This window comes from Hyphococcus aureus, assembly GCF_042643165.1.
GTDB lineage: Bacteria > Pseudomonadota > Alphaproteobacteria > Caulobacterales > Parvularculaceae > Hyphococcus > Hyphococcus aureus.
In genome coordinates, this window is record NZ_JBHRSH010000001.1 from 544,466 (window position 1) to 570,561 (window position 26,096).

The window sequence follows — 26,096 nt, forward strand, 5'->3', positions numbered from 1 at the left end:
TCAACAACGATTCGCATGTCTAACGGCGCGAGGGCTCGCTGTTCTGCGCAAACAGGAAAACGGGTCGCGAATAGCCGGAAGCCTTCGTCTGTATTGAAGACGGTCGGCGGACGAGCCAAGACCCGCTTAATCGGACGCGTCAGAACGGACTTCGCCTTCGCGGCCGCCGCCTACAATCTGATCAGCATCCCGAAGCCGGTCGCGACAGAGGCGAACCCATGAGCCGGATCGAGCCGCTGCCGCTGGGCCGCAAGCGGCGCATCCTGACGGTAGTTGATATCTTTTCGCGGTTCTCGCCGGTGATCGATCCGCGGTTCAGCTATCGCGGCGAGAAAGTCGTCGGAACGCTGGAACGTATCCGCAAGGAGGGTGGCTTGCCGGAAACGATCCACGTCGATTAGGGCTCGGAGTTCATCTCTCGTGATCTCGACCTTTGGGCGTATCAGAACAAGGTGATGCTCGACTTCTCGCGGCCTGGAAAGCCGACCGACAACGCATTTATCGAGTCGCTTAACGGTCGACTCCGTGCAGAATGCCTGAATAAGCATTGGTTCCTTTCGCTCGATGACGCAAAGAATAAGCTGGAGGATTGGCGTAGATACTACAATGAGCTAAGACCGCATGGCGCGATCGGCATCAAGCCGCCGATGGCGTTTGCCAATCACGATGGCGCAATTAGTCCGCCATTCTGACAAAGCCGAATAAATCTACCTTCCGGCGAGAGCAAGTTGGAGAACGGATCATATGAACTGTAAAGGATTGCGAGATGGCTCGGCCAAAGAAAATAGAAACTGCCAATGCGGTCTCGCGCAGAGAAACGCTGATCACGGCGTCAGCAAAATTGTTCAATAGGCTGGGCTTTCAGCGAACGACGGTTCGAGATATCGCCGACGAAATCGGTATTACCTCCGGCAGCATTTTTTATCATTTCGATAGCAAGGAACAGCTCCTTGAAGCGGTTATCGAACATGGAATGACCAGCGGCCTATCCATTGTCGAAGATCATTTATCGAATTTAATCGGGCCTCTTTCCCGTTTTCATGGGTTGGTCTTGTCGCACTTGATTGCACTCACCGGCCCCCCAGGTGATGCGCATGAAGTATCCTTTCGTGAATGGGCTTCCTTACCAAAAGAAGCGCGCAAACGATTGCGTGCGTTAAATGAGCAATATCGCATTATATGGGTACGCGAATTAACTAGTCTGAAGAAACACCGGCTTCTAAAAAGCGATCCAGAATATTGCCGACGCGGCATGATCGCTGCACTAAACTGGACGCCAGCTTGGCATAAGCAGTTTTCCAAACAACAATTAATGAAAGTGTCGGATCAATTTTGCGCGTTCGCCTTAAATATGAGCGCCACCGACTTCATCGAGCAGAGAAAGAATGAATAAGCGTCCTCTCTGCAACTGCCGACTCTGGATCACGCTGGTCGATAGTCGACGCTCACAGCAGCTCTCGACCGCTTGCGGAAAGCTGAGCAATTCGAAGGTGAATTCAGCCAATATTTCTAAAGCTGATGGGTAGCACTAAAACCCGCGTTTGTAGAGCCGACCTCCTGCAATAACGCCCGGAATTCGGGCTTTGGCGCCTGAAACAAAGTTCGATACGTGTTCACAAAGGGGAGCCAATTATTTTTCGCAATCAATTAGCCAACGCGCAAAAAAATGCGACCCCATTTTTACCTTCGAACTTTTTGGAGTGTGTCGTTTGAGCTAGTGTCAGCCAAGGGTGAGTTACGCAATGTGCCACATAATTGATTGATAAAACTGTGTATTTCAAATTAGTTTGATGGCTTTATTGTCTGTAGGACAACACGAAACTCAGCCTTCGGAGCCTGACACAAAGCAACCCGGCCGAAATCATCGTCGATGCGATCGCCGAAAACCACCCCGAGAACCTGTTCGCCGCGATCGGCGATCCATGTGAGTTCATCCATAACGAGCACAATTTCGGGTTGGCGAGCATAGCCTGCCAGCACATCGCGCCGGCACTTGTCGAAGCTACCGAATATCACCTCGCTACGGCGGTCGCGCAAACCGGCTGCATGCGTCGCCAGATTTCTTCGACAACATCGATCAGGGCGACGCCTTCGAGGTCGGTTGATTCTGCATAGGCCGCCCATTGGGTCGCTTTCGCCGGATCGGTCGCAAATTCGGGCGTCAGGCCGGGCGGCCGCTCCTTTGGTATTTCGGTTTTCCGCCTTTCGAAGGTCGATCGCAGCGTACTCGCTAGCTCTTCGGTGTCGATTTCGACCGCTCGCGGAACCGCCCAGAGATCGTAAACATCTTTCATGCGTCCATTCACCAGGCCGAGATCAACCACCGCCTGAAACTTCTCCGCCATTACGGTCGCCGGCGAATAAGCCCTGATTGTCGCCGGCTCAAAATCAAGAAGGGATGCGTATTCAATCTCGAACGTTGGATCGCCGAGCGCGTCGCCAAAACCCAGGTCAATTGTGATGGGGATTCGTGTTTTTCCAAGATAGGCTGTCGTCTTCAATCGCTTTCCGCCATAGACCTGATCTTCTCTGATTTCTGTTGCTGAAATTTCAGCGGTATCGAAAACCAGGCCGTCGCCAGCGTCAATGGCGAGTATTTCTGCAAACGCCGCCTTCAATTGCTCCTCATCATCGTCGCCAAAGCCCAGAAAATCGACGTCGCGGGTGAAACGTCCCGGATCGGTCGTCCACAGCGTGACCAGCATGCCGCCCTTCAGGACGAACCGGTCGCGATGGCCGGAGACGGAAAGGCGATAGATCAATCGCTCCAATCCGAACGCGACAAGAACAACGTCAAAGACGCGCTGTTCTTTCCGCGCCAAATTGAGGAGGCGCTGGCGAACGGACGCGGCGATGTTGGACGGGCCTTTAGCCATTGGAGGTCAGCGCTTCCAGATAGGGGCGCATTCGTTTGCCGGCGCCGTAAGCTTCGGCGGCGCTGGCGAGCTCCGATGGCGATGCTTTGCGCGTATCGAGGGCAGACTTCAGGCTTTCGATCGCCACCGACCGATCGACCAGTTTCGGATTTCGGAAAGCGTCCGCAATCGATTTCGGGACTGTGTAAATCTTGACGGGAACGCCGCCGATTTCATATATCTCGACGCCGTTGGAATAATAAGGCTCCCTGAAGCGCACGGTTCTCGTTTGCGGATAGGAAATGGCCGGCTCCCAATCTTTGGCGCCGATCGCGATCCAGACTTTTCTTGGAAGCTGATCGGTGAGCCCATGAAAGGCCAGCGCCGAGGTCAGACAGATGACTGCTTTCGGCGCCCGCTTTCCGACTTCGGCGAGGCTGGCGTTGAACTCGATATCGGCTCCCGCCAGCTGATAAACGCCTCGTCCGATCCTGATAATATCGCCATCGTTTACGGCGCGGGTTATGGCGGTCGCGCTGACCCCGATCTCGCGGAGATCGCGTGATCGAACGAGGGGCCGGCGGGCCATATAGGTCAGGAGCTTTTTTCTTTGGCTCTGTGCGGGCGCTTTAGACACTGTTACAAATCCTCGGACAATAATTAATTTTGTCCGAGGTTTTGTAACACACCAAGCCCGGAATTCCAAGCAAAAACCTCCTTCCGGCCTATACTCCCGGGGCTGAGGAGCCCCGGCTCCACATCATGACGCCCGTTCCCTCCTCGTCATTTGCGAAAAAGGCGGCGCGGATGGGCACCGCGAAACTCGGATCGTCGAGTTTCAATGCCAAGTACTCTTTCCCTTCGTCTTTCGATTTTTCCCGCCAGCCGGCGCCGAGTTCGGCCCCGCCGGCATAGACGCGATAATCAGGGGCGCCGTCATTAGCCTTCTCCTTGTTGGGCACTATCTTCGCCTTGACGTTAATGGTCATGGTGCGGATCGTTCCGACAAAGCTGTCATCCGTCTTTGAAAAAGTTCCGATCATGGGCATGGTCTATTTCTCCTTTCGCTGCTGATGAAGGTCTTTGCGCGCCCGCTTGAAGCCGGCGTCGCCGTTCAAAAATGTTTCGAGCATCTCAGGCGCGAGCTGTTCGATGGACGCGCGCTTGCCGTAAATCGCCTCATAGATTTCTGCATAATCTGTGAGCGTTGCAATCTGGTCCGGCGTCAACTGGATCGTGAGCTTCACCGGCGCGCGATCCGGAAGTTGTGCAAGTTTCAACGCCATCACAAATGATCCTTAAAGGGGCGCAATACGAGATCGCGCGTGACGATGACGCGGAGCGGCCAGCCGGGCCGCACTTTCAAGGTCGGCTGAATATTGAGATTGCGATCAACGATGCGCTGACCGGCCTGGTTCGCCGTGTCCTGATAGGAATCGCGAATGGCGCGTGTCAGGCCGTCATCATCGTCGATCGCAAGTTCCGTCCCGACGCCCAGCAGCGACCCCAATCCGGCGGCGACGAAGACGCGGCCCCAGTGATTGTCAACCTTGTCGGACAAGCCAGCATAACCGGCGGCGTCGGCGGCCGGCATGGCGTCTATCCGAAGCGAAGCGCCGTCAGGAAACAAGACCCGGTCCCAAACGATGAGCGCGCGGTCCTGCCCGAAGGAGACCTGGCTGTCATAGCGGCCGATCAATCGCGCGCCTTGTGGGATGAGAAGATGCGCGCCGGAAACCGTGTCGTAAACGGGCTGCGTCACCTGTGCGATGATCGTTCCCGGCAGATCGGAATTAAGCCCCGTTATCAAACTCGCGGGAATAATCGTCCCGGCCATCACCTGATAGGGCGAGACGGGATCGGTGAGCCCATGGGGATTCAAAATATCGTCCGTCGCCGCATGGCCGACGAAAGCGATTTTAGAATCCTGCTTGTTCGGATCGCTGTCGCCGCCGCCTCCAAACGCTGCGCTCACTTCGCGAATGGCGGCGAAAGGATCGGCCGGATCGGGAGCCGGCGATATGTCCGACGCCTTTCCGAGCGCTTTGCCGTTCACCTTAAAGAAGACGGGCGATGCGAGACTCTCCTGCGCAAGTTTCGCCTGCCTGATGCGTTCGGCGCGTTCGGCCTCGCTCACCGGATCGGGGCGAAAATCATCATAGGCCGTCTGATAAACATCGGGCTCGATCCCGAGATCGCGTTCCGCCGCCAGCATGGCGCCGCCGAGATCGCCGGGGATCGGCGGTCCTAGCTCGATGGCCGGTTTTGGCGCAGGCAATTGATCGTAACTTGCCGGCAGGATGCTGAGCGCGTCCGCCTTCGGCTTGTTGCGGGTGTTGTAAAGCTCGCGCGGCTCGTCGTCCCCCGAAACCTTTGGCGGATCAAGCGCAACGGAGGCCGCGAGAAACAATAAAACCGCCCCAACACCGGCGCCGGCGATCACCACCTTGCGGTTGATCTGCGTCACCGGCTTCGGCTTTGCGCGCAGTTTCAGCGCCTCGGCTTGTTCCTCGAAGGGGATGGGTTCAGCCATTGCGGTCCTCGCCGGTCTTCACGATCCTGACGACGGTCTGGTTTTTCTCGCCATGACGCAGCTCGGCGCGCGAGAAGAGGCGATCGACAATGTAGTAATTGTCCTTCACCCGGTAATTGACGAGTTCAGCGCCGCCCTTGCGGCCGACGACGAAAAGCGGCGGGGCGTCGGTAGTAGCAATCGCCGCCGGCATCTGAATGTAAACTTGGCGGCCGTCGTCGAAGACCCGAACCGGGCGCCAGTCGGGCTTGTCGCCTTCGATGCGGTAGCCGAAATTCAAATCCCCTAGCGCCAGCCCCTTCGCAATCGTGCGCTCGTCGCGCGCCAGGGCGTTTCGGTTTCGGGCGCGCAAACCGTCCAGCTCGTCCTGCGGGTACGCCCAAGACAGCGCCGCCATATAGGCGCCGTCAGTGCTGGTGAGCTCCAGATGATAGACGCGTCGGTCCGTCGCGATCATCAGATTGGTTGAAAGCTCTGGCGCAATCGGTTTCACCAGAATATGCGCGCGCTCTCCATCGGGGCCGCCCGACAATGTGTCGCCGACGACCCAGCGCACCGTGTCGCCGGCGGAAACGGAGATCAGCGTCTCGCCCGGCTGCAAGGCGATATCCGAGACCTGTCCCGGCGCCGCATAAAGCCGGTAAAGGGCGCCCTCCGTATAGGGATAGACCTGAACGGCGTTGATATAGCCGTTAAGAGAAGGTTCGATGCGCGCTTTCTTGGCGCCTTCGGCGATTGCGTCTTCCGGTGTTGCAGGTGGCTCCTTTGATTTCTGGCTTGGCGACGGGATTGCTTTGAGCTGTCCCGGCAATGGCAGCGCTTGCGGCGTCTCGACGATCTCCACGGGAAGCGTCGTTTCATCGTCGAAGGCGGCGACGGCGGGAACGTAAGTTTCCTGCGAGGGCGACGGATAGGTTTCGCAGGCCGTCAACAACACTGCAAGACTGGCGGATATCATGATCTTGTTCATTTTTTTTCTCCGGTGTCGAGATCCTCGCTCCAGTTGAGGCCGTGGATGAATATGCCGAGGGGGTTTTTGCGTAAGGTCGCCGCGTCGCGCGGCGGGTCGATGACGATGGTGATCAGCGCGGTGAAGCGTTCGGTCTTGGTGAAAGCGGAGTTTTCAAATGTGCGTTCGATCCAGCGCGCCTGGAAGGTGTCGTCCGAAACGCGGACGACGCTCACGACATCGACCGTGCGAGAGCGCCGTCCGACGCTCTCGAAGGGGTCATTGTCGCGGGCGTAATCGTTGAGCACCGCCGCGCCCTTGTCGGTCGTAAAGTCGTAGCCCGAAAGCCAGTTCTGACGCACGACGATAGGATCGACGGAAAGGCCGCGCACATTTTCAAGGAACCGCGCCAAATGATGCGCGATCTGCGCGTCGGTAGGATTGTAACGCAGCGCCGCCGGACCGACCGCCTGAACGGCGCCAAGTTCGTCGACTTCGATCACATAAGGCGTGACGGTCGATTGCAGGGAACGCCATATAAGGCCGGCTGATGACGCAGCGGCGAGCGCAAGACACCCGAACGCCATGAAGCGCCAATTCGCGGCTTGCACGCGCGCCGCGCCGATGCGCGCGTCCCAGATTTGTCCGGCCTTCTGAAAAGGCGTTTCCGGCTCTGGCGTTTCGCCATAGGAAGCCGATGCGCGTTTGAAAAGCATTAGGAGTCCTCGCGTTCTTTGAGAGTGGGCGCCGCGCCGCCGGAGGATGCGTCTCCGCTGCGGATCGTGTGGGCGGCGAGACCGCCGGCGTCGCGAACATTCTGGCGCGCCTCGAAGCGGCCCGCCCAATTGTCGTTTTTGGGCGCGGCGCCGGACGCGGAAAGACTCGCAATCGTTCCGCCGGAAGATTTGCCGCCGGTCGCGGAGAATGCGGCGGCGCCGCCCTTGTCATAAGCGGCGCGCAAGCCTTCGAAGGGTTTGGCTGCAAATGTCCTGACGCTGTCAGCGCCAGCGCGCGCCATGCCGCCCAGGCCGGCGGCGGCGCCGGAAACGCCTGACTTTCCGGAGGCGATCTTGCCGAGTTGGTAGCTCGCCGACGCGCCGCCCGAGAGCGATGCGCCGGCCTTGACCGCGTTCGATGCCCCACCGGCCGACGCGCGCCCGGCCGCCATGGCGCCTGCCCCGCCCATATAAGCCCCGGCGGCGAGACCGCCGACGGTTCCGACGGCGGCGCCGGCGCCGAGTTGCGGCGCGCCGGTGATGAGACCGGCGGCGATGCCGGGTCCGAAAATGCCGAGACCGAAAATCGACACCGCCGCGAGCGTCACCGACAGCGCCTGTTCCATGGTGACATCGCCGCTCGAAAAAGCGCTGGCGAGCGAGGCGAACATCGTCGAACCGATGCCGAGGATGATGGCGAGCACCATCAGTTTGATTCCGGACGTAATGACATTGCCGAGGACGCGTTCGGCGAGGAACGTCGTCTTGTTCCAGAGGGCGAAGGGAACGAGGATGAACCCGGCGAGCGTCGTCAGCTTGAATTCGAGCACGGTGATGAAGAGCTGCACGGCGAGGATAAAGAACGACAACAGCACCACCGCCCAGGCGAAAAAGAGGATCGCGATGGTGACGAAGTTTTCGAAAAACGCGATGGGACCGGTGAGATCGCCGATCTCTTCGAGAAGCGGCTTGCCCGCGTCAAAGCCAGCATTGGCTACGAAACCGGGGCGCATCAGATCCGCCGAAGTCATGGTCGATCCGCCGGCGCGAAGCCCGAGTTCGGCAAAGCTGTCGAAGATGACGCCGCTCAGAAACGCGAAATTGCCGATGATGAAGGCGAAGAAACCGACATAGAGCACTTTCTTGATAAGCTGCGCGACGACATTCGTGTTCTCGGCCATCGCCCAGAAGAGACCGGCGAGCGTGATGTCGATGGCGATAAGGATGGTCGTCAGAAAAGCGACGTCTGGCGACAACAGTCCGAATCCGGAGTCGATATAGGTCGAGAAGGTCTCCAGAAAGGAATCGATGACCGAGAGATCGTCCACCTTCAACCTCCCGGCGTGTAGGCGTCATCGTCGCCAAGAAAACGGATGAGACGCGCCTTTCCCCGTTCACGTTCGGCGAGCGCGCGCGAGGCTTCGAGCGCCTCGGCGCGATATTGCGCGGCGAGCAGAGTTTGAATCTGCATCATCTGTTCGGCGGAGAGTGCGGCGATTTGATTGCCCGCCTGCAGGACCTGCAAGTTTCCGCCGGCGCCCTGGCTCTCGCCGACGAGCCCGTGGAGTTCGTCGATATCGTCGCGGATGTTCGTGACGACCTGGGCCTGCACCTGAAGCGAGTGCTTGTAGCCGGCGCGCGATTGCTTCCAGGCGTCGCGCGCTTCGGCGACAATCACCGGCGCAGCTGGCGGCGACGCGCCGTAAGTCTCGCGATAGATGGTCTCGTAGTCGGTCTCGATCTCGGAGACCTTGTAGGCGATTCCGTCCGCGACGCTGATCAGCGCATCGATGGTGAGAAGTTTTGCTTTCAAATCGTCGGCGACCGACGTGGGCAGATTGGCCAAATCCTTCGCCTGGTTCTCAAGCATCGTGACCTCATGGGCGAGCTGCTTGATCTGGTTTTCGATCTGCGTCAGCGAGCGCGCCGCCGTCAGCAGGTTCTGGGCGTGATTGGTCGGGTCATAAACGATGCCGCCGAACCCGAATTGCGCATGCGCCGTTCCAGCGATGCTCATGACCGGCATGGCGCCCAACATGATGATGCTGATGATCGACTTCTTCATCCTTATCCTCCTATTCAGCCGCCATCAGGGATGACGCGGCGCCCGGCCACTGTCGCAAGATATCAACGGCCCATTTTAGATTTTTCCGTGCGAGGAATTGTTCGGCGAACGGCGCGCCGCCTTTGACGATCTCGTCCATGAGTTTCTGGTCTGCGGGACTTGACGAGCCGCAAAAGGCGAGCGCAACGGGGCCGAGCCCAAGTTCGAAAATGCGTGCGCCTAAGGGCGACTGGAAATAATAGTCTCGCTTTGGCGTTGCGCCGGCGATGATTTCGACCTGTCGCGGATTGAGCCCGAAGCGTTCATAGGTTTCGCGCTGCTGCGGTTCGAGGGCGCGTTCATTCGGAAGAAAGATGCGCGTCGGGCAGCTCTCGACGATGGCCGGGGCAATCGAGGCGCCCGCAATGTCGGCGAGCGATTGCGTCGCAAAGACGACGGCGACATTTTTCTTGCGAAGCGTCTTCAGCCATTCGCGGATGCGCGCGGCGAAGAGCGGGCTGTCGAGGAACAGCCAGGCCTCGTCAAGGATGATGAGCGTCGGGCGCCCGTCGAGACGCGCCTCAAGGCGATGGAAAAGATAGGTGACCACCGGCGCGACCGCAGCGGGCGACGCCATCAAGGATTCCATCTCGAAGCAGACCGTGTCGGAAATCTCCAGAGTCTCATGGTCGGCGTCGATGAGCCGCCCGTATGGCCCTTCCAGGGTGAAGGGGTGAAGCGCGGATTTAAGTTCTTCATGCTGCAACAGCATGACGAGCCCGGTGATGGTGCGCTCAGGTCGTTCGGCCGTGCTCAAGGATTTGATTGCCGACCACAGGGCTTCCTTTTTATCGGGCGTCATCGAAACGCCTTCACGCGCCGCGAGCCCGGCGATCCAGTCGGCGGCGAAGGCGGCGCCGCGCTCGTCATCGATATCTTTCAGGGGTTGCAGCGAAGGCGCGCCGTCGGTCCCAAGATCGATATGGGCGCCCCCAACCGCGAGCGTTGTGGCGCGCGCCGAGCGGCCCTTGTCGAAGATGAAGATTTGCGCGTCCTCATAGCGCCGCCATTGCATGGCGATCAGCGATAAAAGCGCCGACTTGCCGGCGCCGGTGGGGCCGACCACGAGCGTATGGCCGACATCACCGACATGGAGATTGACCCGAAACGGCGTCGCGCCATTGGTGTGCGCCTGAATGAGCGCGGGCGCGCCAAGGTGGTTATTGCTCGCCGCACCCGCCCAAACGGAAGAGAGCGGCGTCATATGCGCGAGATTCAAGGTGTGGAGGATCGGCTGGCGCACATTGGCGTAGACATGGCCCGGCAGCGAGCCGAGCCAGGCTTCGACAGCGTTCAAGGTCTCTCGGATCGCGGTAAAGCCGCGGCCATTGATGATCTGCTCGGCAGCGCGCAAGCGGTCTTCGACTTCGCCGATCTCGTCGCTCATCACCGTCACTGTGGTGGTGACGTAACCGAAAGAGACGAGATCGTTGCCGAGTTCCTGCAAGGCGGCGTCGGCGTCGGCAGCCTTGTTGTCGGCATCATTGTCGAGGAGCGCCGCCTGTTCGTTGAACATCACTTCGCGTATGACCGCGCCCATGGACTTACGCTTGGCGAACCAGTGCCGACGCTGTTTTGCGAGAACCTTTTCAGCCTCGTGCTTGTCCATGGCGATGAAGCGCGTCGCCCAGCGATAGGGAAAGCCCTGGCGGTTCAAATCGTCGAGGATGCCCGGCATGGTCGACGCCGGAAAACCGAGGATGGTCAGCGTCCGCAGATGATGGTCGCCGATCATCGGTTCGAGACCGCCGGTGAACGGTTCATCCGCCAAGATGGCGTCGAGAAAGACGGGGATTTCCGGCGCCGCGACCCGATGACGTTTCGCCGACACGCAGGAATGGAGATAGGACAGCGTTTCGCTGTCGTTCAAAGGCTCGATATCAACGAGCGCCGCCGACAGAAGATCATAGGCCCGCACGCTAGTCTCAACGAAGGTCTCAAGCCGCCGGCGCCAGTCGTCGTTTCCATGTTTTTCAGACCGGGTGATGAGCGCGCGTTCGGCGCGGCCTTTCGCATCCGCTGGCGGCAGCCAGAGCAGCGTCAGATAATAATGGCTTTCAAACTGGTCGCCGCTCTCGCCGTCGAGCCCGCCTTCGAAACGCAGCCGCCGTTCTTCGTCGACAAGCCAGGAGGCGGCGTCGCCAAAGTCCGAATGCGGATAGTCGTGAGCCTCAACGCGCACCGCCTCGAAGAAAAGCGCCCAGCCCGATCCGAAACGGCGCAGCACATTGTTGACGCGCGCGTGTCTCGCGAGGAGCTCGGCCTCGGTCGCGCTCTCTAAGTCCGGTCCACGATAGCGGAAGGTCTTTTGGAACGAGCCGTCCTTGTTGAGGATGATCCCCGGCGCCGGACTACACGCCCAGGGGAGATAGTCCGACAAGAGCCGCGGCTTTTCGCGATATTCGCGTAGGTTCAGCATGACAAATGGGCCTTGTGCCGGAGGCTGCGGATCGCAACGCTCATAAAATCCGGATCGGCTTTCGCCGCCATAACGGCGCCGGTATGGCCGGCGAGCCAGACGAGAAGTCCGGGCAACCAGAGGCGAAGCCCCAGCGCCAGCGCCGCAGCGACGGTGCCGATCAGGATCGCGGCAGACCGAGGCGCGCCGCCAAGGAGGATCGGCTCCGTGAGTGACCGGCGCAGGGGGATTTCGAAACCGTCCACGGAAGAACTCTCTCAGTAAAGAACGGCGCCGCCGCCAAAGGAAAAGAAGGCAAGGAAGAAACTCGTCGCGGCGAAGGCGATGGAAAGCCCGAAGACGATCTGAATGAGTTTGCGCATGCCGCCCGACGACTCGCCAAAAGCGAGCGCAAGGCCCGTCATGATAATGACAATGACGGCGGCGATGCGCGCGACGGGACCTTCGATCGATTGCAGGATCTGGTCGAGCGGCCCTTCCCAGGGCATCCCGGACCCGGCGGCGTGCGCCGTACCAGCAAGGAATGCGAGCGCAGCGCCAGTGGCGAGCGCCTTGCGCATCAAAGTGTTCGTCTTAACGGCTTTCATGAGTTTCTCCTTTGAGTTCGGGAACGAGTCTGGGTTCGCAGAGCGGGGCAAATGCGTAAGAATCGCCGTCGATACCGGCGACGCGCAGCGCGTCCTCGACGCGCCGCACGCCGTCGCGGCGCGACATGAAGACGACGACGTCGACCGCTTCGGCGATAAGACGTTGCGGCGAGGCGCCCGTCGCTTCGGCGGCGAGCTGCTCAAGCCGCGATAGCGCGCCTTCCGCGGAATTTGCGTGCAGCGTCGTGACGCCGCCGGGATGACCAGTGTTCCACGCCTTTAAGAGATCGAGCGCTTCCGGCCCCCTCACCTCGCCAACTATGATGCGGTCGGGGCGAAGGCGCATGGTCGACCGGACGAGACGCGACAGGCTTGCACCCTCTCCATGGGTTCTCAGCGCAACCGCATTCTTCGCTGCGCATTTGAGTTCGCGCGTGTCTTCGAGAATGACTATGCGCTCTTCGGCGAAGGCGGCTTCCGCGAGCAGCGCATTGGTGAACGTGGTCTTGCCCGACGACGTGCCGCCGGCGATGACGATATTGGCGCGGCTCCCGAGTGAGGACCGAAGCGCGTCCGCGACGGCCGGCGCCAGCGCGCCGCTCATCACATAGTCGTCAAGCGTATAGGGCGCGGCGGCCGGTTTACGGATTGCGAAACACGGCGCTTCGGAAACCGGCGGCAGGAGCCCTTCGAAGCGTTCGCCGGAGCCGGGGAGTTCAGCCGAGATGACGGGATTCGCGCGGTCGCAAGTCTCGCCGACGCTATTCGCGACAAGCCTGATAATGCGTTCTCTCGCATCGGCGTCGAGGGTTTCAGCTTCGCGCGCAAGACCTAAGCCTGCCCGCTCGATCCAGATCGACCCGTCGGGATTGGCGAGCACTTCGATGACATCATCGGCGTCGAGCGCCGCCGCGACGGCACCGCGAAAGGCCGAGCGCAGCATGGTCTGGCGGCGGCATGATGTCTCTGAATGAGAGGCGTATTGCGACATGGGCTCGGGTTCTCGACGGTTTCAAGTCGAGAGCGAGCATCGGCGTCATGCGCCGCATTCGATAGGCTGGAAAGCCGCAATTACGCGGGCCGAAATCAGGCTTGATCGAAGGTCTTATGGGTTTGGGGCCTCAGGCCCAGTCGAGACGCAGCGTGCGGAGGACATGTTCCTGGATTTGTTTGGGGACGCCTAATTCTTCCGCTTTCGCCCGCCAGCCAGCGAACGCCCCGACGGTTTGTTCTAGGATAAGTTTCTCGCGGTTGTTCGGCAGGCCGGCGTATTTCGCCAGATGTTTGAGGTCGGCTTTCGTAAAGCCGGATGTTTTTCCATTGATGCTGAGCTGATGAAAGCGCGTGAAGTCGCTGCCTTCGGCGTGGCACATATCGAAAGCGGGCGTCAGGGTCCAATCGCCTTTACGATCCATGATGAAAGCGAAGTTTTTGACGTGATCGTCCTGATTGCAGCCGACCAGATTGAAGATGACGCGCCTGAACTGCTCCTCGACATCGGCTTTGGCGATGTCGAGCTGGCGCATGGTCATGAATAATTGTTCGTATGAGTATTGGCCGCTCTCATAATAGTCGAAATGCGCCAGCGCGGCGAAAGACTGGACGAATTTCTTGCCGCCCTTCTCATCGCGATCGTAGCGGCGGGTCATAAAGTGGTTGCGCCCGTTCTCGGAGAAGAGCCGGCACTCGGTCATGTCAATGCCGCATTCCTTCGCCATCAGGTAATAGCTGTATTCGAGCAAGCCATATCCGGCCGGATCGGCGACGCCCCAATCGCCGCTGAAGGCGACCCCGTCGAATTTGATGAGCCAATGCTCGAAGCCGGGCGCAAGATCGAGCTGGCCTGAACGGACTTGTTTTGTATTAGGATCGAAGGCGATAACAGCTTTCGCGCGGGCTCCGCCAGCTGACGTGCCGACGCTCAGGATGTCGAGCAGCGCTTTTTCTTCCTTGCCGGCTGCGAATTTCGTATCGAGCGTTTGCCTGTCCGCAAACGCCATGGAGGCGAGCTCGATCAAATCTTGGATCTCAACGAGTTTGTCTTTCGCGGTGTCGGCGCCGAGACTGGGTTCATATTCGAGCGCGCCCATGCCCCGGCGCCCGGTATAGCATAGCCGGTCGACCGCGTTGAACTGGTCAGCGCGCCGCCCGGTTTTGGCAAGCCAGATATCAATGAGACGATTGCCATATTTGTCGGGCAGACTGTCCGCGAGCAATCCGGGCAGGCCGTGGAAGGAGCGTGGATGGAGATCGCGGAACTGATAAATACGTCCTGCACGCACGGGCATGTGCAGCGGCGCCGGTTCAATGCCGAATGGCGCAAAGTCCGGATCATATTCGAAACGCGCAAATTGCTCGCCCTCATCCATGGAGACATAACCGATCGCCGTCCCCCAGAGTTTGACGGTGGCCGTCGTCACAAGGTTTCATCCCCCCATACGATTCCCGCCGATCCTTCGGACAGCTTTGACCGCTTGCGCGATGCGCCTCGCGCTTCAGCCATCGGTGAATTGAAATTCTCCGGCAGCAGCGCCTCGACGGCGGATGTCATGTTGAGGGCTTTCAGGATCTTCAGCCAGGATTCCAGCTGGCTGTCCTGCCCCCCTTCAATCCGCCGTAACGTGGCGACGCCGATGCCGGCCTCTTCAGCGAGGCCGGTCTGGGCAAGGCCCTGCTGTTTACGGATGCGCGCCAGACGCTCGCCTAGCTCTTTCAGGATCGCCGGTTCCGGGGTCAGCGCATTGATTCTCATCATATCACCTTTGATCGAAAAATAGGAATATTGGCCTATTTCATATCACAATTGATATATCGAAGGAAGGGCTTAAGGCAAAGTAAAACACTCAAAAAGAATATCAATTATGATATGATAATGGCACTATCGCCATAAATGCCATCACAATTGATATTACGATTCGCCCTTTGGCCACGCTTCACCGTGGGAAGTCCCATCCGGGCGCATCCGGGCGGAAAGCAGGTCATCGCCGATAATTTTGCCGGCGACCTGCTCGATGAAATAGTCGAACCGCTTTCGGCCGAGATTATGGGCGATATCGCGCTCGCCTTCCGGCAGCGGGTCGGTGCGCGTCAGCCAGTAAAACACATATTGTCCGAGCGTTTCGAGGATGATCGCCGTGTCGCGCTCGACAGCGCCTTGCCTCAGATCGATAGCGTCGAGCCGCTCCAAGATGGCCGCTTCACGCCCGGCTTTTGCGTCGGGATCGAAATAGCAGCGCAGCGCCTCCTCGACGATGGCGGATTGCGTGACGCGAGGGGCTTGCGCGGCATTGTCTAGGTCCGCCCAGACGCGATCGCTTAACCTTACATGAACGCGGCGCTTCACCATGCTCAAAAGTCCGGCAACAAATTTTTGTCCACGCGATCAAGGGCGGCGGCGCGTCTTACGCGCTCCGCGGATTCCTTGCGGGCGTGATCGCCAGCGCTATCGGCAAAATCTTCTTCCGACAATTCCCGGTCAGACTTTTCATCTTCGCCGTCAATTTTCCTTTCGGCGTCCTCCAGGCCGGGCGTGAGCTGCGGCTCCCGGCCGCCCTCATCGCTGCCTGACGGAAGCGCCGCATCGTCATTCGCAAGACGCCGGCCTGTTCTCCGGCAATCTGACGCCCAATCGTCAGGACGCGAAGCCGGCAGCATTGGCGCCGACGGCGGCGCGCCGGTTCGTTCGGTGAAATTCGCATCCTCGTAATAGCGAAGCTTCTTCGCCTTGATAGGCGGCGCGCCGGAGATCATGACTACGGCGTCATCGGGCGGCAATTGCATGACTTCGCCGGGCGTGATGAGGGCGCGCTGCGTCTCCTGACTCGACACCATGACATGCGACAACCACGGCGCGAGACGATGACCCGCATAGTTGCGTTGCGCGCGTTGCTCCGTCGCAGTCCCGAGCGCATCCGAAATACGCTTCGCTGTCCGCTCGTCATTGGTGGCGAACGCAACGCGCACATGGCAATTGTCGAGGATCGAATTGTTCAGTCCGTAAGATTTCTCGATCTGATTTAGAGATTGCGCGATCAAAAAAGCGCGCACGCCGTAGCCCGCCATGAAGGCGAGCGCCGACTCGAAGAAATCGAGCCGGCCGAGCGCCGGGAACTCGTCGAGCATCATCAGGACGCGCCGCCTCCCCTTTTCGCCGGGAAGGGTCTCCGTGAGGCGCCGGCCGATCTGATTGAGGATGAGCCGCACCAGCGGCTTCGTCCGGGAGATATCGGATGGCGGCACGACAAGAAAGAGCGAGGCAGGTCGGTCGCTTTCGATGAGATCCGCGATGCGCCAGTCACTCGCAGCCGTAACGTGTGCGACAACGGGATCGCGATAAAGCCCGAGAAAGCTCATCGCCGTCGAGAGAACGCCCGAGCGTTCATTCTCCGATTTGTTCAGCAATTCGCGCGCCGCTTGCGCGACCACGGGATGCGCGCGCGGCGCCGCATCGGTCCCGATATGGTTTGTCGACATCATCAATTTCAGGGTCGTCTCGAAACTGCGGTGCGGATCGGAGAGAAACACTGCGCATCCGGCGAGCGTCTTCTCTGATCCCGCATAGAGGACATGGAGAATGACGCCCACAAGCAGCGCGTGGCCGGTCTTCTCCCAATGGTTCCGGCGTTCGAGCGAGCCTTCGGGATCGACAAGTACATCTGCGATATTCTGAACGTCGCGCACTTCGTTTTCGCCGCGGCGCACTTCCAGCAAGGGATTATACCGCGCTGACGATGGATTCGTCGGATCGAACAAAAGACAATGAGAAAATCGCGAGCGCCAACCCGCAGTCAGCGTCCAGTTCTCGCCCTTGATATCGTGAATAACGGCGCTTTCAGTCCAGGACAGCAAGGTCGGCACCACGAGTCCGACGCCCTTGCCGGAGCGCGTCGGCGCAAAGGCCATGACATGTTCTGGCCCGTCATGTCGCAGATAGTCGGATTTCCAGCGCCCAAGAAATACGCCGTCCGGTTTCAAAAGGCCCGCTTCCTCGACATCACGCGTTTTCGCCCAGCGCGCAGAGCCGTAGGTCGTTACGAATTTCTGTGCGCGTGCTCGCCAGAGCGATCCCGCGATCGCAGCCGCTGCGCCAAGAAAGCCGCCGCCGGCCGTCATGATACCTGCGCGGTTGAAGACTTCCGGCGCGTAAGCCTCGTAGGCATACCACCATTGGAATAGCCGCCATGGTTTATAGACTGGCGTATCGAACAGTGTGAACCATGGCGCGCCGAGGCGTGGCTGAAACCCCAATTCGTAAGCGGTCCATTGGGTCGCGGCCCAGAGCGCGCCTGCGATAATTATCGCGACGATGAGGAACTGTCCGATCAGTAATTTCGTTGGCGTCATGGCGCCATGATCGGATAACGATCGACGGCATCCTAGTCAGGAAACTTGCAACATCTCGCAAAACCCTCTCCGCGACGCTCGCAGTTACCGGCTAATCCCTCGCCCAGCGCCGATCCGCCAGCCAATTCCGCTCCGCGTCCGATGCAAGACTATCGCCTGTCCCCGAACGCGCTCCAACTCCGGCCGCCAGGGAACAAGCGTGAACTCCTTCGCCCGGGCGACAAGCGCGAAACGTCCCTGACTGAGATCGACCGGCCTCTCATAGACGCCCTCGAACGGAACACTCGCCGTCACGGCGCGATAAGCCTTGCCGGTCCGTCGCGCTTCTCTCGCCGCGGCGCTCTCTAGCTCTTCAGCCGCGAGCTTTTCTCTTACTTCTGGCGTGATCCCGCCGGCTTCCTCGGACCACAGGCCTTCCCATTTCAAAAACGCCGCGCGTCTTGCGCGCGCGGCGACGATGTCGGCGCCCAATCCGGCTTCACCGAACTCCTTCTCGTCGGCGTCGTCGAGCCAGACCGGCGCGCGGGCAGTGATCTGGGCGTCAATATCGATCCAGGATTTGACGACCACATACGCGCCGCCGCTGCGGACGGCTTCATGGCGCGCCGCGTCTCGCAGATAATCTTCGCCGATGCGCCATGACCCGTCCGCTTCGCGCATGACAAGTTCGGCGCGGCGGAGCGCTTCGAGCCGCCGTTTGTGCGCTTCGATGAAAACACTGCTGGCGGACGGATCGTCCGCTTCGTGCAGCGCGCTTGAGTAAATTCCGCGATTGAGCGCCGCGATGCGCGCGATAGTCCGGTCGGATGCAAGCGGTTTCGCTTCGCGCTTTCGCAATTCGACAATGGCGCCTTTCGGGGGCAGCGCGCCGGGCGGAAGCGCTCCGGCGGAAACGCGCCAGAATTTTCCTTCGCCTGCCTCCACAATCAGAAATCTCGTGTCGCGCATTTCATCGTCGGGCGCGCTTGCGGCGACGCGGGCGACGAGTTTCGCCGGCGCGCCGTCACCGTATATCGCGACATCGCGCGCCGCGACCTCTTTGCCGGCCGCCGCTGCTATGGAGCGGATGATATCGCGTTCCATCGCCTTTTTGCGCAAACGTTCTTCCCAGCCACTGACGAGGCGCCATTTCGCAGCGCCTTCCATCACCGCAAGTCCAAGGCTTTCGAGCATTTTCAGGCGCCGCAGGCGCAGGGTTCGCTCGAACTGTCCGGCGGCGCCGGAGGCAGGCGCGATATCGAGCACGCCGCCGCGCGCGAGCGATGCAAGCTCCCGGTCGATGCTCGTAAAGCGTTCCGCCTCAACCTCGCGCGCCCGGGCGCTCGCGATTTCAAGATCGCGGCGAGGCCCGAGCCGTTCGAGCGCGATCTCCTGCGCCCGCGCTCGAAGACCGCGGGTCAGATAGTCCCGCGCGATAACAAGATCACGACCGTGCGCGTCCCTGCCGCGGATGACGACATGGGTATGGGGATGGCCGGTGTTCCAGTGATCGACCGCGACCCAATCGAGCCTTGTTCCGAGATCCTTCTCGGCCCCAGCCATCACCTCGCGCGTATAGACCTTGAGGTCGCCGAACTTCTCGCCGTCTTCGGGCGAGAGGATGATGCGGAACTGGTGCGGGTCATGTTCCGACCGCGCGAGGAAGTCATTTTCGTCAAACTTTTCCCGGTCGCGGTTATAGAGTTCGCCGCCGTCACCATTGCGTTCTACGCCGTCGCGCTGGATGTATTTGACATGGGCGCGGAAGGCCGCACGGCCGATGCCTTTCCCTGCCCGCGCGATATGCGTCTTGACGATGACGCGCCGCATCCGGAATTTCGCGAAAGGGGTGCCGCGCATCTGCGCCATGCGCGCGGCGGCGCTTCCGCGCCCGATGCGTTCGCCGGAAAACCGGGTCTTTCGTTTCGGTTTGGCGAGACGCTTGGCGGCGCGTTTTATGCGGGCGCCGTAGCGTTTCGCGGCGGACCTGCCGCGATCGCCGGGCCGGCCGAGCCGGGGCTTGAACTCGTCGTTCATCTAAAACATTGCAGGAAATGATGACGCCATCAATTCTCTCCCGGAATCAACCGCTTCTTCGAGTCGCAGCGCCACAAGGTTATCAGCATGGCGCCGAATTCCAGATGTGCAGACAATCACTTAGGCGCCTCTTGGCGCCGGTGCTTTCATCTTGCCCTCCGGGGGCGCTTATCGATCCCTTTGCAACGCTTTCAATTCATTTGGAACGCTCTCTATGCAGAGCTTCAATCCACGCGGAAGAGGAGGCGCGCGCGGCCTAACAAATTTTTCCGGTTTTCCGCGCCGAAGTAACGTCCGTCCAGCGAGCGCGGATGATTGTTAATAAGAAAAACCTGATCCGCCTGAAGCGTAATGCACTCCTCCCACCGCGGAAGTTTTCCGCCTGCGCTGTCAGCGTCAAGCGCAATCGCAGATAGGGTTTCGTTGATGAACACTTTCTCTTCGGTGCGGCAGATTTCATCGCCTTCCGACGCGGCGACGCGTTTGATGATCGGCCAGCCTTCCTCGAGATAGCCGTTCTCGGCGATCCATTTCACGGTCTCTGACTCTCCCGAAAGCGCGGCCCAATCTCCGGTTTTTATTTCGGATTTCGTAATGAGATAGAGGCCTTTCGGCGCGCTTTCGGTGCGATTCCAGATCACAGTCGCGCCTGGGGGGAAGGCCGCAACCGCCGCCATCCCGGCGGCGGCGGCGATCGCGATTGCAAGGGCCGCCCCCTTCACCGCACCCTCGTCGCGGTGTCCTGAAACTGACGGCTTTCGGACCAGGCATCGAGGTCGCTCTCCAGATATTTGACCCTTCCGCCATGTTTGCGATAGCGCGGCCCGCCGCCGACCCAGCGATAGTGATCGAGGGTCGAACGTTTAAGCCCGAGATAATCCGCCGCTTCGGCGACGCTCAAAAATTTGCACCGTGCTTTATCGACTTCATCGTCCTTGCCGTCTTCCTGCGTCATCATCGCTCTCCTTGCTTCAGCGCATATCGATGCTGAAATTCTTGCAGGCAAAGCGGCGATCGCGGCAGGGACGATCTGAATTGTCAGAAAACGTCCTTTCTAAAGCAGGCGCCTGTAGCCGCCGCGCATCAATTCAAGGCCCTTTTCGACGAGGCGTTTGGCGCGTTTCTTGTAGCTTTCATCGCCGTCGTCCCAGCCCCCGCAAACCTGCTCCGCGCCGAAAATCGCTTCGGCGATGCGTCTTCGCGGGACGCCTGCAAGCTCGCCGTCGAGCGCGATCAGCGCGTCACGCAGCCTGTCGGGAGCGGCCCCGCGCGGCGGTTTTTGGCGTGCGGGCAAACCTCCGCAAATCCGCCCGAATTCCTCCAGATGGCGCAAGTTTTCCGCCGCGAGATGATTTGCACGCAACATTAACGAAAAACACGCCGACTGCGGGACCGGCGCGCCGTCTGCATCGAGCGCGAGTTGCGCGACATAATAGGGAGCGCGGATGACGAGCTTGTCGCGCCGCCCGGGCGAGATCAGGAAGAATTTTTCTCCCGGGAGTTCGGTCCAGCTGAGATACGGTCCGCGTTTCGGTGCGGCGGCCCATGGCTCCGCCACTGCATCGAAGCTCGCTCGCATGACATCCGGCAGCCAGAATAGCGCCGCTTCGAATGCAGAAAGCGCCGGGTCCGGAATAAAGTGCAGCCCGAACCCCTCCGCTACATGGCAGCGTTGATTTAGCCGACAGATGGTCGATCCGTCCGCGCGTTTCACCACCGCCGGACGGACGGCGCCCGTGCGCCGCCGCGCGGCTTTAAGGGCCGGATCGCGGCGCTGGAACTCCCAGGCCCACCCCGGACCCGGCAGTGACAGGAGGCGATCATACGCCTCGATATTGACGCGCCAGGACCCCCGCATGGCTTGCCTCTCCCTCCCTTGAAGACAGACCAGAGGACAGCGGTTCGCGATGCCGGCGATCCGCCGACATCGCCCGAAAACGATCAAATGGGTTTCAAAATCCGGGCCAACCGGACGCCCGAAGGCGCAAAAAATCGCCCGGATCGTTGGATCCGGGCGATCTCGTCAGCGGCTGAATTAACTGTCCGCCGGAAGTGTCAGTCTCTGGCGTTCCAGAGAATGACATGGCGGCCCTCGCCGTCTTTGACGGGCGCGAGATTCGCGTAGATTTTGCGGCCGAAAGCCGGGTCCGCGAGAGTGAGCGAGACATAGTCGCGCCCCGAAGACTTCGCGGTCCTGATCCAGCCGCCGCCGATATCGGCGCCCCGGCGTCCGGCGTAGACCCGGTAGTCGGGCTGCGCGTCGGTTTCCTTCTCCGCATTCTTCACGATGCGGATCGGCGCCGAGAGGTTCATCATCGCGAGCGTGCCTTCAAAGCCCGCTTCGGTTTCGTTCACATATCCAAGTGCGTTGGCCATCTCTTCATCTCCATTTGGTTTCGTCTCCGGGGCCCCATGCCCCGCCGACGCCGGACCGAAGGACGGGATGCGCGCCGCTGCTGAACCCAATCGGTAAATCAATGAAAGACTCAAGCGGGGCGAAGCGACAGCGGAGCACCGGCGCCCCCAAAAAATTTGCGTCGCGAGGAAGGCGGCGAAGACGCCGGGGAAATTTTTTTGCGGGCGCCGGTTTCAGCGGCGGCGCGCCTCGTCCAGGTCCGTGAAAGGCGCGGGCGGGGCATGGGCGCCGGAGCAAAACCGAAGCGAACAGGAGATGAATGACCGGACGCGTTCGGATGCTCCCGTGAACGGGCGAAAGGCGCCAAGGCGCGCGCATGATGAAGCTCGTGGGAAGTCGGCGCGTCCCCGTGAATTTGCGACCGAAAAAACCGCCCGGCAGTCGAATTGCCGGGCGGCCACAACGCCGCTGGCCGGAGGCGAAACGTCCGGCGGCGCTGGTTCTGATCAGGCGGCCTCGATGGCGGGCGCGGGCGCTTCGCTCGCCTCGAACAGGCCCGCGATCCGGGCCCATTGATCGGCGGGCGGACAGGCTGCGCCGTCCACAAGGCGGCGGGGCGGCGTCGCCATCCACGCGGGAAGCCAACGCTCACGGGCGTCTTCGCCGCCGAGATTGAGCCGGTCCCGGATCACGGCTTTTTGCGCTTTCGCCGTGTCGGTGAGCACGGATTTCGCGGTTGTGGCGCCTGCTAGGCTCGCGACCATGGCGTTGATCGCGCGCTTGTCGCGCAAGAGCTCGAAAAAGGCTTCGTCCGGCGTCCACCACGCCCCGAGCTTTGCGCCGGTCACATGGAGCGCCGCTTCCACGGTCGCGGAACCGGCTTCCAGCGTTTCGCCCATGACAAAGGCGGCGACGCCCATGACTTGGCCGTCAGTCATCTTCAACAGCGCCGCGAGCACTTCACAAAGCCGCCAATCGTCGCCGTTCTGATCGACGCCTTCAAAACTGACGCCATCGGCGGAGAACAATTCCGCGACCGCGACGCGGCGCTCTTCGAAGCGCGCCGCCGCCGCGCTCGCTTCGACGCTTTCACGGGTCGTTTCCCTTGCGCGGGGCTGGTGCGCGCGCACCTGCCAAAGCGCCGATCCGGCGACGGCGTGGGCGATCATCAAGCGCATCGCGACGCCGGGCTTGGCGACAAGTTCGGCGCGCGCCGCTGCGTGGCGGTACAGCGCGACGTAATCCGCTATGGGACTGGACATTTCCGGGCGAACGGCCTGTGGCGCATCGGCTTCCGCTTCGCCCGCTTTCCCATTTTTGAGTTTCCGCGCCTCGGCGCTCGTCACATAGCCCTCGTGAAAGGTCACGGTCCCGTCATGGCGGATTTCGACGAAGACGCGCCCGCCCTTCGCGCGGGAGCGCTTTTCGTAATCCCATGAATGGAAGAACGCGCCGCGCTCCAAGACGGTCACGTCACGCCAGCCTTTATCGCGAAAGGCGTCAATCCGTTCCGAAATCGCGCGGGATTGCGCTTCCCAGAACTTGTCCGCCGACGCGAAGACCCCGAAATCGCCGAACAGGTCGTTGGCGATCTCGCCTTCATAAGCGGCCAGATCGAACAGCGCCTTGTCGGTGGTGATCGCGGCGCCGCCCGCCACCCATGCCCGGCACTGGCGGCCCATGGGGGCTTGGGTTTCATCGTCGCGGTAAAGGCGCAACCATTCTTCTTGGCGAGCCTTCGTCGCGAGGGTCAATGCACGTATCGTCGATGCATCGATCTCCTCCGCCGCATAGAGCTTGCGAACGCCCTCGCTCAAATTCGCGAGCGCCAAGATGCGCTTCACGTCGCGCTCATCGACGCCGAAATAATCGGCGATCTCGGGAACGGATCGCCCCTTTTTGGCGAGGCGCGCGAAGGCTTCATATTGCTGCATTTCGGTCGGAGGCTCGACGCCGACATTCTCGATGATCGAGGCCTCGACGGCGGCGGCGTCATCGCCCGGCGCCATGATGACGCATGGCGCCTCTTGGCGCTTTCCCGTCTCTTTCTCCTTGCGGCGAAGCGCGAAGAGGCGCCGCCGTCCGGCGACGACGCCCCACCCCTCGCCTTCGCGGCGGACAGCCAAGGGTTTCAGGACGCCGGATTTCAAAACGGAAGGGTAGATGTCGTCCGTGTTGGGCGGCTTTCGCCCGTGGCGCATATTGAGTTTCGAGACGTGCATCTCGTCGATGGGAAGATATTTCAACGGGTAGCGGCTCATGGGTTGCCTCCTTGGCTTGGTTGGTGAAGTCGAGAAGGCGCGCGGCGTCAGCCGCGCGCTTCTGTCAGCGGATGTCCGGCGCAAAGCCGCGCGAGCGCGGCGCGGGCTGCGTCAAGGGCTTCGGGCAAAAGTTCGTTCGCGACTTCCGTGAGATAGGAATTATCGGAACCCGGATAATTCGCCTCGACGCCCCACAGGCTCGCGGCGTGGCCAGCGAGGGTTACGCCTTCGCGCGAAACGGAAAGAACGACGCCGCAATAGAACCATTCGTCATTGCGCCATGCGGCCATAATTGCTTCGGCTTCGGCTCGCGACTCGGCGAGACGCTGGCGCCAGTTGGGGCCGGGGCCGATGAATCCGGGATCGCCGATATATTCCGAGGGCCAGAAGCCGTCCTGGCGCTTATCGGGCGCGTCTGGGCAGTCGTCGCGGACGACGCGCGCGGCGATCTCGAAGCCGTCCGCTTCGCAAGCGATGCTGTCGCCCTCGCAGACAAAGCTGTCGAATTTTTCGGTGAAGGTCATGGCGATCACCGCGACCAGAAGATGTGGACTTCTTCAAAGCCCGTCTCAACGGTGAAGATTTCGCCATTGAGTTCGATGTCACGGCCCATGGCTTCATAGTCGATATAATGCTCAAGGCTCTCGGGAATTTTCACGCCCGTTTGTTCGGTGAACTCATAGGCGAAATCTTCGAGGCTCTTATATTCGCCCGCATAGTCCTCCATGGCGGCGCGCGCCTCGTCCAAGTCGCCGCAGAAATGCGCGACAAGCTTTCCGGCGAGCTCGCCATGCTCCTCGATGAACGCCGCCAAGTCGCAGACGGACTCGAAGCCTGCATATTCGGAAATCTCGGCGCCGTTAAATCCCTCGTAATCGTGGATCGCCCATTCCTCGGCGCCGGGTTCCGGGCTTGCGGCAAGCATCGCCGCAACCCGCTCCCGGATTTCGTCCGGGTCCGTCACATCGATCCAGCGCCCGTGCAGAATTCCGGCATTGTAGCTGGCGAGACACGCCACATAGATGCGCGGCGCGTCCCGATCCGCCGGCGCCGCGCCCGCGTCTTGCTCATTCGTCTGTTGCTGTTCGCACATAGCTCGCCTCCTTTGCTCTCCGCCCCGCGCAATTTCCCCGGCAGGCGGGGTGGGCGGCGGAAAGAAGGGTCAGCCCGAGGGTCAGAGCCGGGCGCGCAAGGGGCACCAGGTAGGAAGCCTCTCCACCTCAAGACGAGAAAATCCCCGGCCCCTTGCGCGGCCGGCGCCCTCGGGCAGACACGCCGCCCGCCCACCCCGACTGCCTGGGGAAATGAATCAAAAAGCCGGCGCGCATGGCGCGCCGTCCTTGTCCGGACCAAAGGTCCGGCCGCGTCAGGGATGAGCGTCCGACAGGATCGAGACGAATGCTTTATTCGGCTTGGGGCGAAGCCCGCCGGCCCGGCGCCGCCTCAGCGGCGGACGCCCGCATTCAAAAGGGCCAGCAAAGGCTGGCGCTTTTTGTCGCTTTCTTCCCGGGAGAGAAGTTCGAGCAGGATCTGCGGCAATGTGACGACGTGGCCGGCGCAATATCGGATGCGTTCAAGAAATATGTCTTCGCGCATCGCGTCAGCCGTTCTCACCTGATCGGCGCAAACATAGACGTCGTAACCTTCGAGCAGCATGGACAGCGCAATTTGCGTGACTGCGCCTTCAAGGAGCGCGCCGAATAGAATGAGCGAACGACGTTTCAACTCGCCAAATTTGGCGATGAAGGCGCTGTCGACGACAAAGTCGGCGCCTCCCCGCAAGTCGAGAAGCGGCGCCCCGATCGCCTCGGCGAGATCTGCGGCCAAGGACCATTGCAACACTTCGCTGTTTGCTCCGCCGCTTATCGCCAGCGGCTCTTCGACGAGAACAATTGCGCAGTTTCGCGCTGCAATCATGGGTTCCCCGGCCATTCGAACGCTCCTTTATTCGCCTTGC

The 26,096-nt window shown here is 60.7% G+C and carries 27 protein-coding genes and 2 pseudogenes; 2 read left to right on the forward strand and 27 right to left on the reverse strand.

Annotated features, from left to right (window positions below):
- Positions 1-242 precede the first annotated feature (242 nt).
- Positions 243-692: pseudogene (locus tag ACFOOP_RS02470) on the forward strand (integrase core domain-containing protein); the annotation flags it as partial.
- 74 nt (positions 693-766) lie between these two features.
- Positions 767-1,393, forward strand: coding sequence for a TetR/AcrR family transcriptional regulator (locus ACFOOP_RS02475; protein ID WP_379879280.1), 627 nt, complete (start codon positions 767-769; stop codon positions 1,391-1,393).
- Positions 1,394-1,782: 389 nt separating this feature from the next.
- Here the strand turns inward: ACFOOP_RS02475 and ACFOOP_RS02480 are convergent, their stop codons facing one another.
- From ACFOOP_RS02480 to ACFOOP_RS02610, 27 genes and pseudogenes are all read right to left on the reverse strand, one after another.
- Entirely contained in the window at positions 1,783-1,938 is a 156-nt protein-coding gene (locus ACFOOP_RS02480) for a hypothetical protein (protein WP_379879281.1), read from the reverse strand.
- A gap of 74 nt (positions 1,939-2,012) precedes the next feature.
- Positions 2,013-2,876 (reverse strand): nucleotidyl transferase AbiEii/AbiGii toxin family protein, encoded by an 864-nt coding sequence (locus ACFOOP_RS02485; protein ID WP_379879282.1) that lies wholly within the window; start codon positions 2,874-2,876, stop codon positions 2,013-2,015.
- Positions 2,869-3,492 (reverse strand): type IV toxin-antitoxin system AbiEi family antitoxin domain-containing protein, encoded by a 624-nt coding sequence (locus ACFOOP_RS02490; protein ID WP_379879283.1) that lies wholly within the window; start codon positions 3,490-3,492, stop codon positions 2,869-2,871. The genes ACFOOP_RS02485 and ACFOOP_RS02490 overlap by 8 nt, the downstream gene beginning before the upstream one ends.
- Positions 3,493-3,580: 88 nt before the next feature.
- Complete coding sequence (locus ACFOOP_RS02495) at positions 3,581-3,904, reverse strand: DUF736 domain-containing protein (RefSeq protein ID WP_379879284.1); 324 nt, start codon at positions 3,902-3,904, stop codon at positions 3,581-3,583.
- A 3-nt stretch (positions 3,905-3,907) separates the two neighbouring features.
- Entirely contained in the window at positions 3,908-4,141 is a 234-nt protein-coding gene (locus ACFOOP_RS02500) for a DUF2274 domain-containing protein (RefSeq protein WP_379879285.1), read from the reverse strand.
- Positions 4,141-5,388, reverse strand: coding sequence for a TraB/TrbI/VirB10 family type IV secretion system protein (locus tag ACFOOP_RS02505; protein ID WP_379879286.1), 1,248 nt, complete (start codon positions 5,386-5,388; stop codon positions 4,141-4,143). Before ACFOOP_RS02505 ends, ACFOOP_RS02500 begins: the two co-directional genes overlap by 1 nt.
- Positions 5,381-6,358 carry a P-type conjugative transfer protein TrbG gene (trbG, locus tag ACFOOP_RS02510; protein ID WP_379879287.1) on the reverse strand — a complete coding sequence of 326 codons (978 nt, stop codon included), beginning with the start codon at positions 6,356-6,358 and terminating at the stop codon, positions 5,381-5,383. The genes ACFOOP_RS02505 and trbG overlap by 8 nt, the downstream gene beginning before the upstream one ends.
- Positions 6,355-7,053: a conjugal transfer protein TrbF gene (trbF, locus tag ACFOOP_RS02515; RefSeq protein ID WP_379879288.1), complete on the reverse strand. Its 699-nt coding sequence runs from the start codon at positions 7,051-7,053 to the stop codon at positions 6,355-6,357. Before trbF ends, trbG begins: the two co-directional genes overlap by 4 nt.
- A complete protein-coding gene (gene trbL, locus ACFOOP_RS02520; RefSeq protein WP_379879289.1) occupies positions 7,053-8,381 on the reverse strand; it encodes a P-type conjugative transfer protein TrbL in 1,329 nt (442 codons plus the stop codon). The genes trbF and trbL overlap by 1 nt, the downstream gene beginning before the upstream one ends.
- 2 nt (positions 8,382-8,383) lie before the next feature.
- Entirely contained in the window at positions 8,384-9,118 is a 735-nt protein-coding gene (gene trbJ / locus ACFOOP_RS02525; protein WP_379879290.1) for a P-type conjugative transfer protein TrbJ, read from the reverse strand.
- Positions 9,119-9,128: 10 nt separating this feature from the next.
- Positions 9,129-11,576 (reverse strand): conjugal transfer protein TrbE, encoded by a 2,448-nt coding sequence (gene trbE / locus ACFOOP_RS02530; protein ID WP_379879291.1) that lies wholly within the window; start codon positions 11,574-11,576, stop codon positions 9,129-9,131.
- Positions 11,570-11,821, reverse strand: coding sequence for a VirB3 family type IV secretion system protein (locus ACFOOP_RS02535; protein ID WP_379879292.1), 252 nt, complete (start codon positions 11,819-11,821; stop codon positions 11,570-11,572). The genes trbE and ACFOOP_RS02535 overlap by 7 nt, the downstream gene beginning before the upstream one ends.
- A gap of 60 nt (positions 11,822-11,881) precedes the next feature.
- A pseudogene (locus ACFOOP_RS02540) lies at positions 11,882-12,163 on the reverse strand (TrbC/VirB2 family type IV secretion system protein); the annotation flags it as partial.
- A complete protein-coding gene (gene trbB, locus ACFOOP_RS02545) occupies positions 12,150-13,154 on the reverse strand; it encodes a P-type conjugative transfer ATPase TrbB (RefSeq protein ID WP_379879293.1) in 1,005 nt (334 codons plus the stop codon). The pseudogene ACFOOP_RS02540 and the gene trbB, both read right to left, overlap by 14 nt.
- 130 nt (positions 13,155-13,284) lie before the next feature.
- Positions 13,285-14,583: a type II toxin-antitoxin system HipA family toxin gene (locus tag ACFOOP_RS02550; protein ID WP_379879294.1), complete on the reverse strand. Its 1,299-nt coding sequence runs from the start codon at positions 14,581-14,583 to the stop codon at positions 13,285-13,287.
- Entirely contained in the window at positions 14,580-14,918 is a 339-nt protein-coding gene (locus tag ACFOOP_RS02555; RefSeq protein ID WP_379879295.1) for a helix-turn-helix domain-containing protein, read from the reverse strand. Before ACFOOP_RS02555 ends, ACFOOP_RS02550 begins: the two co-directional genes overlap by 4 nt.
- Positions 14,919-15,071: 153 nt before the next feature.
- Positions 15,072-15,509 (reverse strand): ribbon-helix-helix domain-containing protein, encoded by a 438-nt coding sequence (locus tag ACFOOP_RS02560; protein WP_379879296.1) that lies wholly within the window; start codon positions 15,507-15,509, stop codon positions 15,072-15,074.
- A 2-nt stretch (positions 15,510-15,511) separates the two neighbouring features.
- Entirely contained in the window at positions 15,512-17,506 is a 1,995-nt protein-coding gene (locus tag ACFOOP_RS02565) for a conjugal transfer protein TraG (RefSeq protein ID WP_379879297.1), read from the reverse strand.
- 84 nt (positions 17,507-17,590) lie between these two features.
- Positions 17,591-19,522 (reverse strand): DUF3363 domain-containing protein, encoded by a 1,932-nt coding sequence (locus tag ACFOOP_RS02570; protein ID WP_379879298.1) that lies wholly within the window; start codon positions 19,520-19,522, stop codon positions 17,591-17,593.
- 224 nt (positions 19,523-19,746) lie between these two features.
- Positions 19,747-20,244: a S26 family signal peptidase gene (locus ACFOOP_RS02575; RefSeq protein ID WP_379879299.1), complete on the reverse strand. Its 498-nt coding sequence runs from the start codon at positions 20,242-20,244 to the stop codon at positions 19,747-19,749.
- Positions 20,241-20,480, reverse strand: a complete 240-nt coding sequence (locus tag ACFOOP_RS02580) for a helix-turn-helix transcriptional regulator (protein WP_379879300.1) — start codon at positions 20,478-20,480, stop codon at positions 20,241-20,243. Before ACFOOP_RS02580 ends, ACFOOP_RS02575 begins: the two co-directional genes overlap by 4 nt.
- Before the next feature lie 96 nt (positions 20,481-20,576).
- Positions 20,577-21,380 (reverse strand): DUF2285 domain-containing protein, encoded by an 804-nt coding sequence (locus ACFOOP_RS02585; protein WP_379879301.1) that lies wholly within the window; start codon positions 21,378-21,380, stop codon positions 20,577-20,579.
- Positions 21,381-21,577: 197 nt separating this feature from the next.
- Positions 21,578-21,898, reverse strand: a complete 321-nt coding sequence (locus tag ACFOOP_RS02590) for a DUF736 domain-containing protein (protein ID WP_379879302.1) — start codon at positions 21,896-21,898, stop codon at positions 21,578-21,580.
- A gap of 486 nt (positions 21,899-22,384) precedes the next feature.
- Positions 22,385-24,139: a ParB/RepB/Spo0J family partition protein gene (locus ACFOOP_RS02595; protein WP_379879303.1), complete on the reverse strand. Its 1,755-nt coding sequence runs from the start codon at positions 24,137-24,139 to the stop codon at positions 22,385-22,387.
- A gap of 47 nt (positions 24,140-24,186) precedes the next feature.
- Positions 24,187-24,663 carry a hypothetical protein gene (locus ACFOOP_RS02600; protein ID WP_379879304.1) on the reverse strand — a complete coding sequence of 159 codons (477 nt, stop codon included), beginning with the start codon at positions 24,661-24,663 and terminating at the stop codon, positions 24,187-24,189.
- A 5-nt stretch (positions 24,664-24,668) separates the two neighbouring features.
- Positions 24,669-25,232, reverse strand: a complete 564-nt coding sequence (locus ACFOOP_RS02605) for an antirestriction protein ArdA (RefSeq protein ID WP_379879305.1) — start codon at positions 25,230-25,232, stop codon at positions 24,669-24,671.
- Positions 25,233-25,582: 350 nt separating this feature from the next.
- Positions 25,583-26,071 (reverse strand): isochorismatase family protein, encoded by a 489-nt coding sequence (locus ACFOOP_RS02610; RefSeq protein ID WP_379879306.1) that lies wholly within the window; start codon positions 26,069-26,071, stop codon positions 25,583-25,585.
- Between the last annotated feature and the right edge of the window lie 25 nt (positions 26,072-26,096).